Source organism: Streptomyces sp. NBC_01012 (assembly GCF_045162755.1).
Lineage (GTDB): Bacteria > Actinomycetota > Actinomycetes > Streptomycetales > Streptomycetaceae > Streptomyces.
This window is the reverse complement of the sequence record NZ_CP108688.1, coordinates 4,046,528-4,062,063: the sequence shown is the minus strand read 5'-3', so window position 1 is coordinate 4,062,063 and position 15,536 is coordinate 4,046,528. Positions and strand designations below refer to the sequence as shown.

14 protein-coding genes are annotated in these 15,536 nt (G+C 69.2%); 4 read left to right on the top strand and 10 right to left on the bottom strand.

Annotated elements, in window-relative coordinates; all coding sequences use genetic code 11:
- Positions 1–201: 201 nt before the first annotated feature.
- On the bottom strand, positions 202–723 hold the full coding sequence (locus OG623_RS18360; protein WP_406147766.1) for a DUF2617 family protein: 522 nt from the start codon (positions 721–723) through the stop codon (positions 202–204).
- A 409-nt stretch (positions 724–1,132) separates the two neighbouring features.
- Between OG623_RS18360 and OG623_RS18355 the strand changes: the two genes are divergently transcribed.
- Positions 1,133–2,314 (top strand): pyridoxal phosphate-dependent aminotransferase, encoded by a 1,182-nt coding sequence (locus tag OG623_RS18355; RefSeq protein ID WP_406147765.1) that lies wholly within the window; start codon positions 1,133–1,135, stop codon positions 2,312–2,314.
- Positions 2,315–2,461: 147 nt separating this feature from the next.
- Here OG623_RS18355 and OG623_RS18350 read toward each other — a convergent pair whose 3' ends face one another.
- The 3 genes from OG623_RS18350 to clpB form a co-directional block, all read right to left on the bottom strand.
- Positions 2,462–3,001 (bottom strand): YbjN domain-containing protein, encoded by a 540-nt coding sequence (locus OG623_RS18350; RefSeq protein ID WP_406147764.1) that lies wholly within the window; start codon positions 2,999–3,001, stop codon positions 2,462–2,464.
- A gap of 70 nt (positions 3,002–3,071) precedes the next feature.
- Positions 3,072–4,247, bottom strand: coding sequence for an MFS transporter (locus tag OG623_RS18345; RefSeq protein WP_406147762.1), 1,176 nt, complete (start codon positions 4,245–4,247; stop codon positions 3,072–3,074).
- Positions 4,248–4,697: 450 nt separating this feature from the next.
- Entirely contained in the window at positions 4,698–7,304 is a 2,607-nt protein-coding gene (gene clpB, locus OG623_RS18340) for an ATP-dependent chaperone ClpB (RefSeq protein ID WP_406151888.1), read from the bottom strand.
- A gap of 165 nt (positions 7,305–7,469) precedes the next feature.
- On the opposite strand from clpB, the gene OG623_RS18335 reads away from it, so the two are divergent.
- Positions 7,470–7,901: a pyridoxamine 5'-phosphate oxidase family protein gene (locus OG623_RS18335; protein ID WP_406147760.1), complete on the top strand. Its 432-nt coding sequence runs from the start codon at positions 7,470–7,472 to the stop codon at positions 7,899–7,901.
- Positions 7,902–8,084: 183 nt separating this feature from the next.
- On the opposite strand, the gene OG623_RS18330 is transcribed toward OG623_RS18335, so the two are convergent.
- Complete coding sequence (locus OG623_RS18330) at positions 8,085–8,405, bottom strand: (2Fe-2S)-binding protein (protein ID WP_362894950.1); 321 nt, start codon at positions 8,403–8,405, stop codon at positions 8,085–8,087.
- Positions 8,402–8,809, bottom strand: coding sequence for a hypothetical protein (locus OG623_RS18325; RefSeq protein WP_406147759.1), 408 nt, complete (start codon positions 8,807–8,809; stop codon positions 8,402–8,404). Before OG623_RS18325 ends, OG623_RS18330 begins: the two co-directional genes overlap by 4 nt.
- 101 nt (positions 8,810–8,910) lie before the next feature.
- On the opposite strand from OG623_RS18325, the gene OG623_RS18320 reads away from it, so the two are divergent.
- Entirely contained in the window at positions 8,911–9,921 is a 1,011-nt protein-coding gene (locus tag OG623_RS18320; RefSeq protein ID WP_406147758.1) for a helix-turn-helix transcriptional regulator, read from the top strand.
- A gap of 84 nt (positions 9,922–10,005) precedes the next feature.
- Complete coding sequence (locus tag OG623_RS18315) at positions 10,006–11,028, top strand: LuxR C-terminal-related transcriptional regulator (protein WP_406151887.1); 1,023 nt, start codon at positions 10,006–10,008, stop codon at positions 11,026–11,028.
- Between the two features lie 83 nt (positions 11,029–11,111).
- Here OG623_RS18315 and OG623_RS18310 read toward each other — a convergent pair whose 3' ends face one another.
- The 4 genes from OG623_RS18310 to dnaK form a co-directional block, all read right to left on the bottom strand.
- Positions 11,112–11,558: a heat shock protein transcriptional repressor HspR gene (locus OG623_RS18310; protein WP_406147757.1), complete on the bottom strand. Its 447-nt coding sequence runs from the start codon at positions 11,556–11,558 to the stop codon at positions 11,112–11,114.
- A 1-nt stretch (position 11,559) separates the two neighbouring features.
- Positions 11,560–12,759: a molecular chaperone DnaJ gene (gene dnaJ, locus OG623_RS18305; protein ID WP_406147756.1), complete on the bottom strand. Its 1,200-nt coding sequence runs from the start codon at positions 12,757–12,759 to the stop codon at positions 11,560–11,562.
- 93 nt (positions 12,760–12,852) lie between these two features.
- Positions 12,853–13,503: a nucleotide exchange factor GrpE gene (gene grpE / locus OG623_RS18300; RefSeq protein ID WP_406147754.1), complete on the bottom strand. Its 651-nt coding sequence runs from the start codon at positions 13,501–13,503 to the stop codon at positions 12,853–12,855.
- Positions 13,500–15,362, bottom strand: a complete 1,863-nt coding sequence (gene dnaK / locus OG623_RS18295; RefSeq protein ID WP_406147752.1) for a molecular chaperone DnaK — start codon at positions 15,360–15,362, stop codon at positions 13,500–13,502. Before dnaK ends, grpE begins: the two co-directional genes overlap by 4 nt.
- Positions 15,363–15,536: the final 174 nt, after the last annotated feature.

The window sequence follows — 15,536 nt, the reverse complement described above, 5'->3', positions numbered from 1 at the left end:
GAAGTGAACGCTACGTGACGATACGGTCGCCACTTGTCACCCACACGGGTGTAAGTGACGCACCCCGGATGCCTTCCGGATGCCTTCAGGACGCACGCCGGGTGACCATCGCGCGTACGCCTGACGTGCGCCGGACGCACACCGGACATCCAGGCACACCACCTCGGGCGCACCACCCCGCCCGGGCCCACGCGCCCCCGCTCAGCCCACCCCGGCCGGCACCCGCGCGCCCACCCGCGACCGGGTCACCACCAGCTGCCCCTCCTGCGGATACGCGTGCCAGGTCCGCCAGCGCACCTGGCCCTCCGTCCGCTGCGCGAGCATCGCGGTGAAGGCGTAGGGATTACCGGGAAACGTGCCCGCAAGCCCGTGCGGATGGTCGGCCACCAGTGCGAGCAACTCCTGTGCGCGCCCCGCGAACGAGCCCTCCGAGAGCGTCTCGACACGCGCCGCGAACTCGTAGTCCCAGTCGCCCAGGCTCTCGGCGACACCCAGCGGCAGCGGCGTGCTGCTGCCCGGCAGACAGGCGACGGTCTCGGAGCACGTACTACGCTCCTCCTCCAGCAGGACCTGGTGGGAGGCGCCGAGCAGCCTCAACTGCACCTTGGCGCCCGCTAGTTCGAGGTCGAGTACAGCAAGGGCGGGCAGCGGCTCCCGGCCCAGCGTCCATGCCAGATCGGCGGCTCGGGTATCGGAATAGGAGGTATGGAGGGTCGTGAGCATGGATCGGCTCCGCATAAAGCACAGGGACACATGGACAGGAGGCACCCCCGTGCGGCGCACGTGGGGGAGGGGAGCCCGATCCGGCCCAATCGGGGTCCGCCCAACTGGGTGCCGGAGGCTGAATGTTCTCTACAACGATGCAATCACGAAGTACGTCGCGCTCACAGCGTTTTTACCCAACTTGCCGTGGTTTCCATCCCTCAGGGGGCAGGACGGTTCACCTGTTCCCGGCCTCCAACCAAAAGGGACCTAGCGGGAGTTCACTCCCGCCGGGCCCCTCGGTCACATCCGTCCCGCCCCCCGCACGGGACGGATGGACCCGCCTCTCGGCTGCCCTTTGGATGCCCACGCCTCGCCGCGGTCACAGCAGACTTGAGCAACTCCAGAGCTTCGGCACAGGATGGCGCCCATGACACAGGGACGACCGCTGCTCAACCGCCGCCTCACCGAGTTCGGCACGACGATCTTCGCGGAGATGTCGGCGCTTGCCGTACGGACCGGATCGATCAATCTCGGCCAGGGGTTCCCCGACACCGACGGCCCCGAGGCGGTTCGCGAGGCCGCGGTCCGTGCCCTGCGCGCCGGCCACGGCAACCAGTACCCGCCGGGCCCCGGCGTCCCCGAGCTGCGCTCCGCGGTCGCGGAGCACCAGCTGCGGCACTACGGCCTCGAGTACGACCCCGACGCCGAGGTCCTGGTCACCACCGGCGCCACGGAGGCCATCGCCGCGTCCCTGCTGGCCCTCCTGGAGCCCGGCGACGAGGTCATCGCCCTGGAGCCGTACTACGACTCGTACGCCGCCTGTATCGCCATGGCAGGCGGTACCCGCGTCCCCGTCACGCTCCGGCCCCACGAGGGTGCCTACCGGCTCGACCTCGACGAGTTGCGCGCGGCCGTCACACCCCGCACGCGCCTGATCCTGCTCAACACCCCGCACAACCCGACCGGCACCGTCCTCACCCGTGACGAACTGGCGGCGGTTGCCGAACTCGCCTGCGAGCGTGACCTCCTGGTCATCACCGACGAGGTCTACGAACATCTTGTCTTCGACGGCGAGCACATCCCCCTCGCGTCCTTCCCCGGCATGCGGGAGCGCACGGTCAGCATCAGCAGCGGGGGCAAGACGTTCTCACTGACGGGCTGGAAGATCGGCTGGATCACCGCGAGCCCCGAGCTGGTCACCGCGGTCCGCTCCGCCAAGCAGTTCCTGACGTACGTCTCCGGCGGCCCCTTCCAGTACGCCGTCGCCGATGCCCTGCGGCTGCCCGACAGCTATTTCGACGACCTGCGCACGGACCTGCGGGCCAAGCGCGACCTGCTGAGCTCCGGCCTCACCGAGGCCGGCTTCGACGTCTACAAGCCCGCCGGTACCTACTTCGTCACCACCGACATCCGCCCGCTCGGCGCCGGGAGCGACGGCTTCGCCTTCTGCCGGTCGCTCCCCGAGCGCTGTGGGGTCGTCGCCGTACCGAACGCGGTCTTCTACGACCACCGCGAGCAGGGCGCGCCCTTCGTGCGCTTCACCTTCTGCAAGCGGACCGACGTGCTCACCGAGGCGGTCACCCGGCTGAGGAGTCTCCGGACGGCCTGAGACCGACGACAGGCGGCCCGAGACCGACGGGAGACGGCCCGGGACCGACGGGAACGGGCGGCCAGAGAACCACGAGAGGAGGCCCGGGACGGGGGCCGACCGTACCGGCCTCGCCCGTCCCGGGCCTCCTCTCGTCGCTGCGCCGGATCAGGCCTCCGCGTCGCCCTCGGCGCTCTTCGCGTCGGACTCCAGGCCCAGGCGCTCCACGAGCCACTTGTCGAACTCGATCGAGGCGCGCACCCAGCTGACCGTCGAGGAGACGAAGTGCTCCAGGCTGACGCCGGTGCCGATGAGCATCTGCGCCTCACCGACGAGCCGCACGGAGGACGCGGCGCCCTCCTCGCCCTCATGGGCGTGCGTGTAGACCTTGGGCCACAGGGTGCGGCGGTTCCAGTCGTCGATCGCGTCGAGCAGCACGGGCCGCTGGTCCAGGGCGTGGGGGCGGTCGTAGAAGGTCCGGACCGAGAAGACCTGCTGCTCCTCCTCGCCGCGGAACATGAAGTACGTCCGGAAGTCTTCCCACGGCGCGGCGAGGTCGCCCTCGTCGTCGACGACGAACTTCAGCTCCATCTGCTCGAGCAGCTGCTTGACGAGGTCCTGGTCGGGGACCACGGGGCCCTCGGGACCTGACGTCTGCGGTTCGGGCTTGCCCCCGAAGTTAGGGATAGAGGTCGGGTCGATAGACATCGCTGGGTACTCCTGTGGATCGCACGTGGTTTCCTGGCTTCGACCCTAGCCGCCATGGCGGCCGGTGGTCCTATGCGCTCAGGGGAATCGTCCCCGCGCTCGTTCCCCGGGCCCGCGACCAGGAAACCGCGACCACCACCGCGCACACCGTGCCGATGGCTCCCGCCCCTCCGATGGTCTGCGCCGACGACCCGGACAGCTCCGCCGCGAGACCGCCCGCCGCGACGCCGATCCCCTGCATGGCGGTCAGCCCCGACCTGGCCAGTCCCAGCGCCTGACCGCGCTGGTCGGCCGGGGTGAGCAGCACGAACGTCGCCCCGGCCGTGATCTGGTACGCGGAGAAGATCCCCGACACCAGCAGGGCCGCCAGGGCCACCCCCACGCCGGGACCCGCCCAGTAGACGACCAGCGGCAGATTCGCGCCCACCGCGAGGGGCCCGAGCAGCCGGCGGCGCCGCTCGGCGGGGAAGCCCGCACGGCCCAGGAACGCCGCGCCCAGGACCATTCCGGCGGGGTGCGCGGCGAGCAGGAGCCCCACCGCGGCTGCGCTGCCCTCGGCCTCCTCGGCGAAGGGGGCTGCCAGGCCCTCAGGCAGCATGATGAAGCCCGCGAGCCAGCCGAGCGCGATCAGTGACCGCAGCCGGGGGTCCGACCAGATCAGGGCCGCGGCCTTGCCCACCTGGGTGTGCACCCGCTTCGGCCGTGCGTCGGGGGTCTCGTCCACCGGCCGCGCCTTCACGCCCAGCCTGATCAGGACGGCGGAGATCAGGAACGTCGCCGCGTTCAGCCCGAGGGAGAGATGACTGCCGAGCCAGACGACGAGCACCCCTCCGGCGGCGAAGCCGACGAGCTGTCCGGCCTGATGGGTGATCAGCATGACCCGCTGCCCACGCTCGTACAGGCGCTCTCCCAGTACGGCGGGCATCAGGGCACCCTGCGACGCCCCGAACGGCGACTCGGCGAGCTGCGCCAGCACCAGCAGCCCCGCCAGCACCGGCAGGGGCGTGCCCGGCAGGGCCATCAGCCCGACGAGGACCGCACGCACCAGGTCGCAGCCGACCATGACCGTGCGCCGGGGGAAACGGTCGGCGAGGCCGGAGAGGAGCACTCCTGACAGCAGGGCGGGCAACGTCGTTAGGGCGTACGTCGCTGCGGTCCAGCCGGCCGACTCGGTGCGTTCGAACACCAGCAGCGACAGCGCCACACGGGCCAGCTGATCGCCCAGTACCGACTGAGCAAAAGCCACCCAGAGCGTACGGAATTCGCTCAGGCGAATAAGACTGTCACTTCTGCGATCATTCGGCGCCGCACTCGCCTCGTCAGGTATCCGCTCCGTCATACGCGCACTCTACCGTTTTCCGAATTCGAACCGGACACCCCCTACCTCAATAAAAAGGCCCCGGAGTGTCCCGGTATCGCGCGGAACACGCCCACTCCCCAGAGCAGATGCTTCGGCTCGGACCGAGGACACAGATATGTATCGACTGGATACAAAGAGGGAACCTGCCCGTGGCACATCCCCCATTCGGCCACGGAATGGAAATTTTCGGCTCAAATTCGTGGGCCGGTTCCCGCGACGATGCATGTTGGGTGCACACAGAACAAAACATCAATACGCACGGAGCCGAACGGAGCCGTACACACCCGTGTCCCCGGCCCGGACCCGAGGTCCGCTGCCGGGGACACGACGCACTCCCTAAAGGGTTTTGGCCGGCGCCGCGGTGCCCACGATCAGACCCTCACCGGCCCGGTCCACCCGGACCGTGTCACCGTCCTTGACCTCGCCCGCGAGGATCTCCTTCGCGAGCCGGTCGCCGATCGCGGTCTGGATGAGCCGGCGCAGCGGCCGGGCGCCGTACGCCGGGTCGTTGCCCTCCTCGGCCAGCCAGGCCAGGGCGTCCGGGGTGACGTCGAGCTGGATCCGCCGGTCGGCCAGCCGGCCTGCGAGACGCTCCACCTGGAGCCCCGCGATGTGGGCCAGCTCGTCGGCGGACAGCGCGGAGAAGACGACCAGATCGTCGAGCCGGTTGAGGAACTCCGGCTTGAACGAGGCCCGTACGACCTCCAGGACCCGCTCCTTCTTCACCTCGGGCTCGATGAGGGGATCGACCAGGTACTGGCTGCCCAGGTTCGACGTGAGGATCAGGATGGTGTTCCGGAAGTCCACCGTCCTGCCCTGCCCGTCGGTGAGCCGCCCGTCGTCGAGCACCTGGAGCAGGATGTCGAAGACCTCGGGGTGCGCCTTCTCGACCTCGTCCAGCAGGACCACGCTGTACGGGCGCCTGCGGACCGCCTCGGTGAGCTGGCCGCCCTCCTCGTAGCCGACGTATCCGGGTGGGGCACCGACGAGCCGGGCGACGCTGTGCTTCTCGCTGTACTCGCTCATGTCGATGCGGATCATGGCCCGCTCGTCGTCGAACAGGAAGTCCGCGAGCGCCTTCGCCAGCTCCGTCTTGCCGACCCCGGTCGGGCCGAGGAAGAGGAACGAGCCGGTGGGCCTGTCGGGGTCGGCGATGCCCGCGCGGGTGCGGCGTACGGCGTCGGACACGGACCGCACAGCCTCGGTCTGGCCGATCAGCCGCCTGCCGAGCTCGGACTCCATCCGCAGCAGCTTCTGGGTCTCGCCCTCCAGGAGGCGTCCGGCCGGAATGCCGGTCCAGGCGCCGACGACATCGGCGATGTCGTCCGGGCCGACCTCCTCCTTGACCATGGTGTCCTTGTCCTGGGCGGCCTCCTGCTCGGCCTCGTCCGCCTCGGCCAGCTCCCGCTCCAGGTTGGGGATCTCCCCGTACAGCAGCTTGGACGCGGTGTCGAAGTCGCCGTCGCGCTGGGCGCGCTCGGCCTGGCCGCGCAGCTCGTCGAGACGCTCCTTGAGCTCACCGACGCGGTTCAGGCCCTGCTTCTCCTTCTCCCAGCGTGCGGTGAGACCGCGCAGCTCCTCCTCCTTGTCGGCGAGATCGCGGCGGATCTTCTCCAGGCGCTGCTTGGAACCCTCGTCGCTCTCGTTCCTGAGCGCCAGCTCCTCCATGTGCAGCCGGTCCACGGACCGCTGGAGCTCGTCGATCTCCACGGGTGACGAGTCGATCTCCATGCGGAGCCTGGAGGCCGCCTCGTCGACGAGGTCGATGGCCTTGTCGGGGAGGAACCTGGAGGTGATGTAGCGGTCCGAGAGCGTCGCGGCGGCCACCAGCGAGGAGTCCGCGATCTGCACCTTGTGGTGCGCCTCGTAGCGGCCCTTGAGGCCACGCAGGATCGCGATGGTGTCCTCGACGGACGGCTCGGCGACCATCACCTGCTGGAAGCGGCGCTCCAGGGCGGGGTCCTTCTCGATGCGCTCCCGGTACTCGTCCAGCGTGGTGGCGCCGACCATGCGGAGCTCACCGCGGGCGAGCATCGGCTTGAGCATGTTGCCGGCGTCCATCGCCGAATCGCCGCCCGCGCCCGCGCCGACGACGGTGTGCAGCTCGTCGATGAAGGTGATGATCTGCCCGTCGCTCTCCTTGATCTCGGAGAGGACGGTCTTGAGGCGTTCCTCGAACTCACCGCGGTACTTGGCACCCGCGACCATCGCCCCGAGGTCCAGGGAGACGAGCCGCTTGTTCCGCAGCGACTCGGGGACGTCCCCCTTGACGATGCGCTGGGCGAGCCCCTCGACGACGGCCGTCTTGCCGACGCCGGGCTCACCGATGAGCACGGGGTTGTTCTTCGTGCGGCGCGACAGCACCTGCACGACACGGCGGATCTCCTGGTCACGGCCGATGACCGGGTCGAGCTTGCCCTCACGGGCGGCTGCCGTGAAGTCGGTGCCGAACTTCTCCAGCGCCTTGTACTGGCCCTCGGGGTCGGGAGTGGTCACCCGGCGCCCTCCCCTGCTCTTCTCGAATGCGGCCAGCAGCTTCTTCGCGCCGGCTCCCTGCCCGTCGAGGATCTCACCGGCGCGGCCGCCCTTCGCCGCGATGGCGATCAGCAGGTGCTCGGTGGAGAGATAGTCGTCGCCCAGCTCCTTGGCCCGCTGGTCGGCATCGGCGATCACGGCGAGCAGATCGCGGCTGGGCTGCGGCGGGGCGACGGTCGACCCGGTCACGCTGGGCAGCGAGCCCAGGAGCCGCTCGGTCTCCTCGCGCACGGCCACCTGGTCGGCCTCGACGGCGGCCAGCAGGTCGGTGATGTTCGCGTTGTCCTCGCCCGAGAGCAGCGCGAGCAGCAGGTGTCCGGGGGTCAGATCGGGGTGACCGTCCTTGACGGCCCTGCTGGTGGCCGCGTTGAGGGCATCCCGGCTCTTGTTGGTCAGCTCGGCGTCCACGGGCGCTGTCTCCTCCTCGTGCTGGTGCTTCAGCTTCACAGAACTTTGACTCGCACAACGGGTACAAAGTTGAGTCTATTCCACTCAAGGTGCCATTCAAAGCCGCCCCGGGGTCTACGGGGACCTCCCGGGGTCACCCGTACGCACTCTCTCTAGGCTGACCCCATGCCTGACGTACGCAACCCGGACCCCGAGTACCTGGCCTTCTGGCGGGAACGCCATGTGTGCACCCTGACCACGCTCCGCCCCGACGGCACACCGCATGTGGTGCCCGTGGGCGTGACGTACGACCCGGAGACGCGGATCGCCCGCGTCATCACCGGGCGGAACACCAGAAAGGCGGCCCACGTCCTGGCGGCGGGCCCCGAGGGGGCGCGGGTCGCGGTCTGTCAGCTGGAGGGGCGCCGCTGGGCGACCCTGGAGGGCCGCGCGGTGGTCCGTACGGAGCCCGGCGAGGTCCAGGACGCGGAACGCCGCTACGCGGAGCGCTACGGGCGCACCCCGCGGCCCAACCCCGAGCGGGCCGTCATCGAGATCGCGGTCGACAGGGCACTCGGGAACGCGGGCTCAGGAAAGCCGGTGAAAAGGGCTGAGTAATGCGCGCTTTCCGGCTTCGGCTTCGGCTTTCGGGATTCGGGATTCGGGATTCGGGATTCGGGATTCGGGATTCGACTTCCGGCTTCGGGTATCCGGGCAGCACAACGGCGCCATCGTGTTCAGGTCACGATGGCGCCGCTGTGTGGGGGAGTGCCAGAACGATATGAACGACGGGGGAATCGTTCAGGCACTGCGGGGGGTGGCTGAAATGGCTTCTTGGTCGAACAGCTCGTGGTCACGCTGATCGAGATTCACGAAAATCATGCCGTACCTCACGGCACAGCGAACCGGTTGCGGCGCCCCGCGAGGCCGGCGAAGACAGCGATAGGCACGGATATCGTCATCCGTTTCCATCACGACGACGATCGGCTCTCCGAACAGGGAGACCATCAACGAATCGCCCTGGCGGGTGAGCGCCGTGAGCAGATCGATGAAATGCCACCCTGAGCGGTATGCCGTGGCCATCTCCCGCCGGAAGGTGCGGTCGTCCGGTGGGGTGGTCATGCGGCTGCTACGCCTGCCGGCGCACTCCAGCTGATCTCGCCGGGGGCGGACACGGGGGTGCCCCAGCTGATCTCGTCGGGAACTGCCACCGCCTGCACGGACCAGCTGATCTCTCCCGACGCGGACGCGGGCGCGAACCAGCTGATCTCACCGGGGGCGGATGCGGGTGCCACCCAGCTGATCTCACCAGGAGCGGATGCGGGCGTACCCCAGCTGATCTCACCGGGAGCGGCGGCCGCCGCTTCCACGGACCAGCTGATCTCCCCCGGCCCCGCCGCTGCCTGCTCCGACCAGCTGATCTCACCGGACCCGGCTGCGCTACCGGCCAGGCCGCCCGCTATGCCGAAGCCCAGGGCCGCGACAAAAGCGGCGGCAAGCACTGAGCGAAGCTTTCGCTTATCCATAGTCGGCTTCGTCCTCACTTGTGGATTCCTCTCCCCCGCATCCACGACGATGTCTCACCCGGGCCACACAACGCCACCAGGACGATGCATCATGTTCCTGCATGTTCAGGAACCTGGGGGGTGTAGATATGACTACAAGCGAGACAACCGGGACACATCCTCACGGGGTCGCCGAGCTCTGCGACGAGGGGAAACGTCTTTACGCCAGTGCCCTTCGTTCCGGACGCATTTCGCGCGCGGAAGTCGGCCCCGCTCCCTGCCTCATGGACTTCGCGCTTCTGCACCCCGATCCGGACGACACGACCTGGCTCAGGCCCGTCCCGCCGTCCGCCGCGCTGGCCCAGCGTCTGCACCCCATCGAGCGGGAGATCAAGGAGCGCCGGCGGCGCTCCGTGGAGCTGGCGGAGTCCTTCGAGCCGTTCATGGACATCAGCGCCCAGGACCCGCCGACCACCCATGCCATCACGGTGCTGGAGGGCGGCCACCGGATCAACGCCGCGCTCGACCTCGCCACCGCCGAATGCCGTACGGAGGTGCTCACCGTCCAGCCGGGCGGAGACCGCGGCGAGGACCGCCTCAGCGAGGGCCTGGAACGCGCCCTGACGGTCGTCGACCGGGGCGTCAGCATGCGCACGCTCTACCAGCACACCGTCCGGCACAGTCAGGGCACGCTCGCCTACGCGGCGCGCCTGGCCAACGACAAGGTGGAGATCCGCACCCTGGAGGAGCTCATAGAGCGCCTCCTCGTCTTCGACCGCACGGTGGCCTTCATACCCGCCCAGAACGACGACCAGGTCGCCCTCGAACTCCGCCACCCCGGGCTCGTCAACTACCTGGTGAAGGTCTTCGAGCAGCTGTGGAGCCGAGCGTCCCCCCTGCTCGGAGAGGTCGGGTACGACCCACCCACCAAGGGGATCAGCGGTGTTCAGCGTTCCATAGCGCAACTCCTCGTCGAAGGGCACGTGGACGACTCGATCGCCCGCCGTCTCGGCATGAACGTCCGCACCTGCCGGGCCCACGTCGCGAAGCTGTCGGCCACCCTCGGCAGCACGAGCCGCGCCCAGCTCGGCTATCTGATCGCGCGGGCCGGGATCCTGGACGAGGAGTCCTGACCGTGCGCCACCCGAAGCCTCTCCCCGCAGCCGCGTCCGCGCCACGGTCATCTTGTTGCAGTGCACGAAGTGGGGGGTCGTCAAATCACTATCGATGAGGCAAACCCGGTGCATTCGCACGGGCCGAGAGAGCTCTGCGCGCCCGGCCTGCGCCTCTACGAGGAAGCGGTCGTCGCGGGACGCGTCCCCCGCAGCCGCCTCGCCTCCGCTCCCTGCCTGGTCGACATGGGCCTGGTCCAGCCCGAGCCGGGCGACACCGCCTGGATGCTCCCCGTCCCCCCGTCCGCCGCCCTGGCGCACATCCTCCAGCCGCTCACCCGTGAACTGGACGAGCGCGTACAGCTGGCCGCCGCGCTCAGCCGTTCGCTCACTCCGCTGGCCTCCGTCGCCAGTGCCGATCCCGATCTGGCGATCACGGTGCTGGAGGGGCAGGAGGTGATCGAGGCGGCGCTGTACGAGGGGAGCGCCGCGGTCACCCATGAGGTCCTCACCGCCCAGCCGGGCAGCGACCGCCCCCGGAACGGAATGCCGCGGGGCGTCACCAACGCCAGGACCGCCATCGGGCGCGGGGCAAGGCTCCGGCACATCTACCAGCACCCGGCGCGCTACAGCAGCACGGTCAGGGACTACCTGGGGCAGTTCTCCTCCGACGACCTACAGGTGCGTACCACCGAGCAGACCGTGGAACGCCTGATCATCTTCGACCGGACCGTCGCGTTCATCCCTGCGGCTCCCGACCGCAGGACCGCCCTGCGCATACGCCACCCCGCCCTGGTCGCCTATCTCATCCAGGTCTACGAGGTCCTCTGGGCGCAGGCCACGCCCTTCGCGCAGCAGCTGCCCGCGCCCACCCCGGGCGCCCCGGTCACGGCCGTCCAGCAGAGCATCGCCCGGCTGCTGGGCGAGGGCCACGTCGATGACGTGGTCGCCCGCAAGCTGGGCATCAGCGTCCGTACCTGCCGCTCCCACATCGCCAAGCTCATGCAGGCCCTGGGCGCCACCAGCCGTACCCATCTCGGCGTCCTGATCACACGGTCCGGCATCGTGGACGCCAGTCCGGTCACGGGGGACTCGGCCATGGCGAAGGGGCCCTCCCCGGAGTCATGAGACTCCGGGGAGGGCCCCTTCAGCCGCTCGGCGGCTCAGTCCTTCGGCCGCTCAGACCTTCGACTGCTCAGTCCTTCGGCCGCTCAGTCCTTCGCCCGCTTGGGCCGCCAGACGACCAGCGCGCCGGCCTGCTGCACGTCCTGGTACGGCACGAGGTCACGCCGGTAGGAGGCGTGTACCTGGGCCTCGCGCTGCTGCATGGCCACGGCCGCCCCGTCCACCGCCGCCGACAGCTCGGCGACGCGCTGCTGGAGCGCGGCGACCTGGTTCTCCAGCTCGATGATGCGCTTGATGCCCGCGAGGTTGATGCCCTCGTCCTGCGACAACTGCTGGACGGTGCGCAGCAGTTCGATGTCCCGGGCCGAGTAGCGACGGCCTCGTCCGGCCGTGCGGTCCGGCGAGACCAGGCCGAGCCGGTCGTACTGGCGCAGTGTCTGCGGGTGCAGGCCCGAGAGCTGGGCCGCGATCGAGATCACATAGACCGGTGATTCGTCGGTCAGCTGGTACGGATTGCGTCGCCGGCCGTCCATCTCAAGCTCCCTTCGCAGCCTGGAACAGCTCCGCCCGCGGGTCCTCCCCCGCGGTCGACTTCCGGTAGGCCTCCAGCGCGTCCTGAGCATCCGTGCCCAGGCCGGTGGGCACGAACACCTCCACGGTGACCAGAAGGTCGCCACGGGTGCCGTCCTTGCGTACGGCTCCCTTGCCCCGGGCCCGCATCGTACGTCCGTTGGGCGTGCCGGCCGGCAGCTTCAGGGTGACCGGGGGCCCGCCGAGCGTGGGCACCTTCACCTCGCCGCCGAGTGCCGCCTCCGGGAAGGTGACGGGCACGGTGACGGTGAGGTTGTCGCCCTTGCGGCCGAAGACCGGGTGGGCGTCGACGTGGACGACGACGTACAGGTCGCCGGCCGGGCCTCCGCGCTCGCCCGGGCTGCCCTTGCCGCGCAGCCGGATGCGCTGGCCGTCGGATACGCCCGCCGGAATCCGCACCTGCATGGTCCGCGAGGACTTCGCCCGGCCGCTGCCCTTGCAGACGTCGCAGGGGTCCTGGGCGATGAGGCCCCGGCCCTTGCAGTCCACGCAGGGATCGGTCAGCGAGAACCCGCCGCCGGTGCCGCGCGACACCTGGCCGGTGCCGACACAGGTCGGGCAGACCCTCGGGGTGCCGTTCTTGTCGCCGGTGCCCGAACACGCCTTGCAGGGTGCCTGGCTGGACATCCGCAGCGGGACCGTGGCCCCGTCGACCGCCTCGGTGAAGCTGAGCGTCACCTCGGACTCGATGTCCTGGCCGCGGCGCGGCTGGACACGGGTGCCCGTACCCCCGCGGTTGAACAGTCCGCCGAAGACATCGCCCAGGCCGCCGCCACCTCCGCCGAAGCCGCCGGCGCTGGTGGTCTGGCCACCGCCCGGGGCACCTCCGAAGAGGTCGCCCAGGTCGAAGTTGAAGTTGCCGCCCGCACCACCGGGTCCACCGGGACCGGGACGGAAGCCGCCGCTGCCGAAGAGGGCGCGTGCCTCGTCGTACTCCTTGCGCTTCTTGGGGTCACCGAGGACGTCGTTCGCCTCGGAGATCTCCTTGAAGCGGCCCTCGGCCTTGGCGTCACCCTTGTTGGCGTCCGGGTGGTACTCGCGGGCGAGCTTCCGGTACGCCTTCTTGACCTCGGCGTCGGTGGCGTCCTTGGGGACGCCGAGAACCTTGTAGTAGTCCTTCTCGACGAAGTCCTTCGTGCTCATCGACGTCCCTCCTTCCGGACGATCGGCCGTGCGGCCGGCCCCGTGGCCGGCCGCACGCCCCGTCGGTGTGCACCGCAGTGGTCGGACAGAATGTCAGACCTCTTCGGTGCCACCGCTCTCCTCGTCGTCTGCCTTCTCTTCCTTCGCCGCCGCGGGCGTGGCGCCCGGCTGCGGTTCGGCCACGGCCACCCGCGCGGGGCGGATGGTGCGCTCCCCGATGCGGTACCCAGGCTGCAGGATCGCCACGCAGGTCGTCTCGGTGACGTCCGGCGCGTACGAGTGCATCAGGGCCTCGTGGATCGTCGGGTCGAAGGGCTCACCCTCCTTGCCGAACTGCTGGAGGCCCAGCTTCGCGACGACCGTCTCCACCGATTCGGCCACCGCCTTGAAGCCTCCGACGAGCTCGCCGTGCTCCCGGGCCCGGCCGATGTCGTCGAGCACCGGCAGGAGCTCGGACAGGAGATTCGCCGATGCGACCTCCTTGACCTGCACCCGGTCACGCTCGACCCGGCGACGGTAGTTCTGGTACTCGGCCTGGAGCCGCTGGAGGTCGCCCGTGCGCTCGTTGAGCGCGGTACGGACCTGGTCCAGCTGGGCCGTCAGGGCCGCTGTCTGCTGTACGTCCCCGGCCGGGGCCGCCGCCTCCTCGTCGGAGGGGGTGGCCGCCGCCGGTTCGGCGTCGTCGGAGTTGGCGCCGGAGGGGACGTCGGGCTTCTCTTCGAAGCCCGGGGTCTCCTCGGTCACGCCGCACCGCCCTTCGTGTCCTTCTCGTCGTCCACGATCTCGGCGTCGACGACGTCGTCGTCGGCGGAGCCCGCGGCCTGGCCGTCGTCACCCGGGGCGTCGGCGCCCGGGGTGGCACCCTCGGCCTGGGTGTTGGCGTACATCGCCTGGCCCAGCTTCTGGGAGACGGCCGCGACCTTCTCGGTGGCCGTACGGATCTCGGCGGTGTCCTCGCCCTTGAGCTTCTCCTTCAGCTCGGTGAGCGCGGTCTCCACCTCCGTCTTCACGTCGCCGGGGACCTTGTCCTCGTTGTCCTTGAGGAACTTCTCCGTCTGGTAGACGAGCTGCTCGCCCTGGTTGCGCGACTCGGCGGCCTCGCGACGACGGTGGTCCTCGTCGGCGTACTGCTCGGCCTCTTCACGCATCCGGTTGACCTCGTCCTTCGGCAGCGAGGAGCCACCGGTGACGGTCATCTTCTGCTCCTTGCCGGTGCCGAGGTCCTTGGCAGCGACGTGCATGATGCCGTTGGCGTCGATGTCGAAGGCGACCTCGATCTGCGGCACACCACGCGGGGCCGGCGGCAGACCGGTGAGCTCGAACATCCCGAGCTTCTTGTTGTACGCCGCGATCTCGCGCTCGCCCTGGTAGACCTGGATCTGCACGGACGGCTGGTTGTCCTCGGCCGTCGTGAAGATCTCGGAACGCTTGGTCGGGATCGTGGTGTTGCGCTCGATGAGCTTCGTCATGATCCCTCCCTTGGTCTCGATACCGAGGGACAGCGGGGTCACGTCGAGGAGCAGGACGTCCTTGACCTCACCCTTGAGGACACCGGCCTGGAGCGAGGCGCCGATCGCGACGACCTCGTCCGGGTTCACACCCTTGTTGGCGTCCTGACCGCCCGTGAGCTCCTTGACGAGCTCGGCGACGGCCGGCATACGGGTCGAGCCACCGACGAGAACGACGTGGTCGATCTCGGAGAGCTGGATGCCCGCGTCCTTGATGACGTTGTGGAACGGGTTCTTGCAGCGGTCCAGGAGGTCCGCGGTCAGCTGCTGGAACTGCGAGCGCGTGAGCTTCTCGTCCAGGTGCAGCGGGCCCTCGGCGGACGCCGTGATGTAGGGCAGGTTGATCGTGGTCTCGGTCGAGGACGAGAGCTCGATCTTCGCCTTCTCCGCGGCCTCGCGGAGACGCTGGAGAGCCATCTTGTCCTTGGACAGGTCCACGCCGTGCCCGTTGGCGAACTGCTTCACCAGGTAGTCGACGACGCGCTGGTCCCAGTCGTCACCACCGAGGTGGTTGTCACCGTTGGTGGCCTTCACCTCGACGACGCCGTCGCCGATCTCCAGGAGGGACACGTCGAAGGTGCCGCCACCGAGGTCGAAGACGAGGATCGTCTGGTCGTCCTTGTCGAGGCCGTACGCCAGGGCGGCGGCGGTCGGCTCGTTGACGATGCGCAGGACGTTGAGGCCCGCGATCTCACCGGCCTCCTTGGTCGCCTGGCGCTCCGAGTCGTTGAAGTACGCCGGGACGGTGATCACCGCGTCGGTGACCTTCTCGCCCAGGTACGACTCGGCGTCGCGCTTCAGCTTCTGCAGGATGAAGGCGCTCATCTGCTGCGGGTTGAAGTTCTTGCCGTCGAGCTCGATCTTCCAGTCAGTGCCCATGTGGCGCTTGACCGAACGGATCGTCCTGTCGACGTTGGTGACCGCCTGGCGCTTGGCGACCTCGCCGACAAGCACCTCGCCGTTCTTCGCGAAGGCGACGACGGACGGCGTGGTCCTGGCGCCTTCGGCGTTGGTGATGACGGTGGGCTCGCCGCCTTCGAGAACGCTGACGACGGAGTTAGTCGTGCCCAGGTCGATGCCGACCGCACGTGCCATTTCAATTCCTCCAACTGACTACTTGAGTGGATCTGACTCAAGGATGCATGACACCCACCCTGGAGTCAAAGGACCTGAGCGACTTACGCTCAACTTATGTGCTCGCAACGCCACTGAGCAGGCATTTTCCACATTCGGATGCTTACGGCGAACAGCCGGAGCCCGACCGGAGCC

What these genes read in the sequence shown, in the direction of transcription:
- dnaK (WP_406147752.1), bottom strand. Translation starts at nt 15,362, where the DNA reads ATGGCACGTGCGGTCGGCATCGACCTGGGCACGACTAACTCCGTCGTC.
- OG623_RS18350 (WP_406147764.1), bottom strand. Translation starts at nt 3,001, where the DNA reads ATGTCTATCGACCCGACCTCTATCCCTAACTTCGGGGGCAAGCCCGAA.
- OG623_RS18360 (WP_406147766.1), bottom strand. Translation starts at nt 723, where the DNA reads ATGCTCACGACCCTCCATACCTCCTATTCCGATACCCGAGCCGCCGAT.
- OG623_RS18310 (WP_406147757.1), bottom strand. Translation starts at nt 11,558, where the DNA reads ATGGACGGCCGGCGACGCAATCCGTACCAGCTGACCGACGAATCACCG.
- dnaJ (WP_406147756.1), bottom strand. Translation starts at nt 12,759, where the DNA reads ATGAGCACGAAGGACTTCGTCGAGAAGGACTACTACAAGGTTCTCGGC.
- OG623_RS18355 (WP_406147765.1), top strand. Translation starts at nt 1,133, where the DNA reads ATGACACAGGGACGACCGCTGCTCAACCGCCGCCTCACCGAGTTCGGC.
- OG623_RS18325 (WP_406147759.1), bottom strand. Translation starts at nt 8,809, where the DNA reads ATGGATAAGCGAAAGCTTCGCTCAGTGCTTGCCGCCGCTTTTGTCGCG.
- OG623_RS18320 (WP_406147758.1), top strand. Translation starts at nt 8,911, where the DNA reads ATGTTCAGGAACCTGGGGGGTGTAGATATGACTACAAGCGAGACAACC.
- OG623_RS18330 (WP_362894950.1), bottom strand. Translation starts at nt 8,405, where the DNA reads ATGACCACCCCACCGGACGACCGCACCTTCCGGCGGGAGATGGCCACG.
- OG623_RS18335 (WP_406147760.1), top strand. Translation starts at nt 7,470, where the DNA reads ATGCCTGACGTACGCAACCCGGACCCCGAGTACCTGGCCTTCTGGCGG.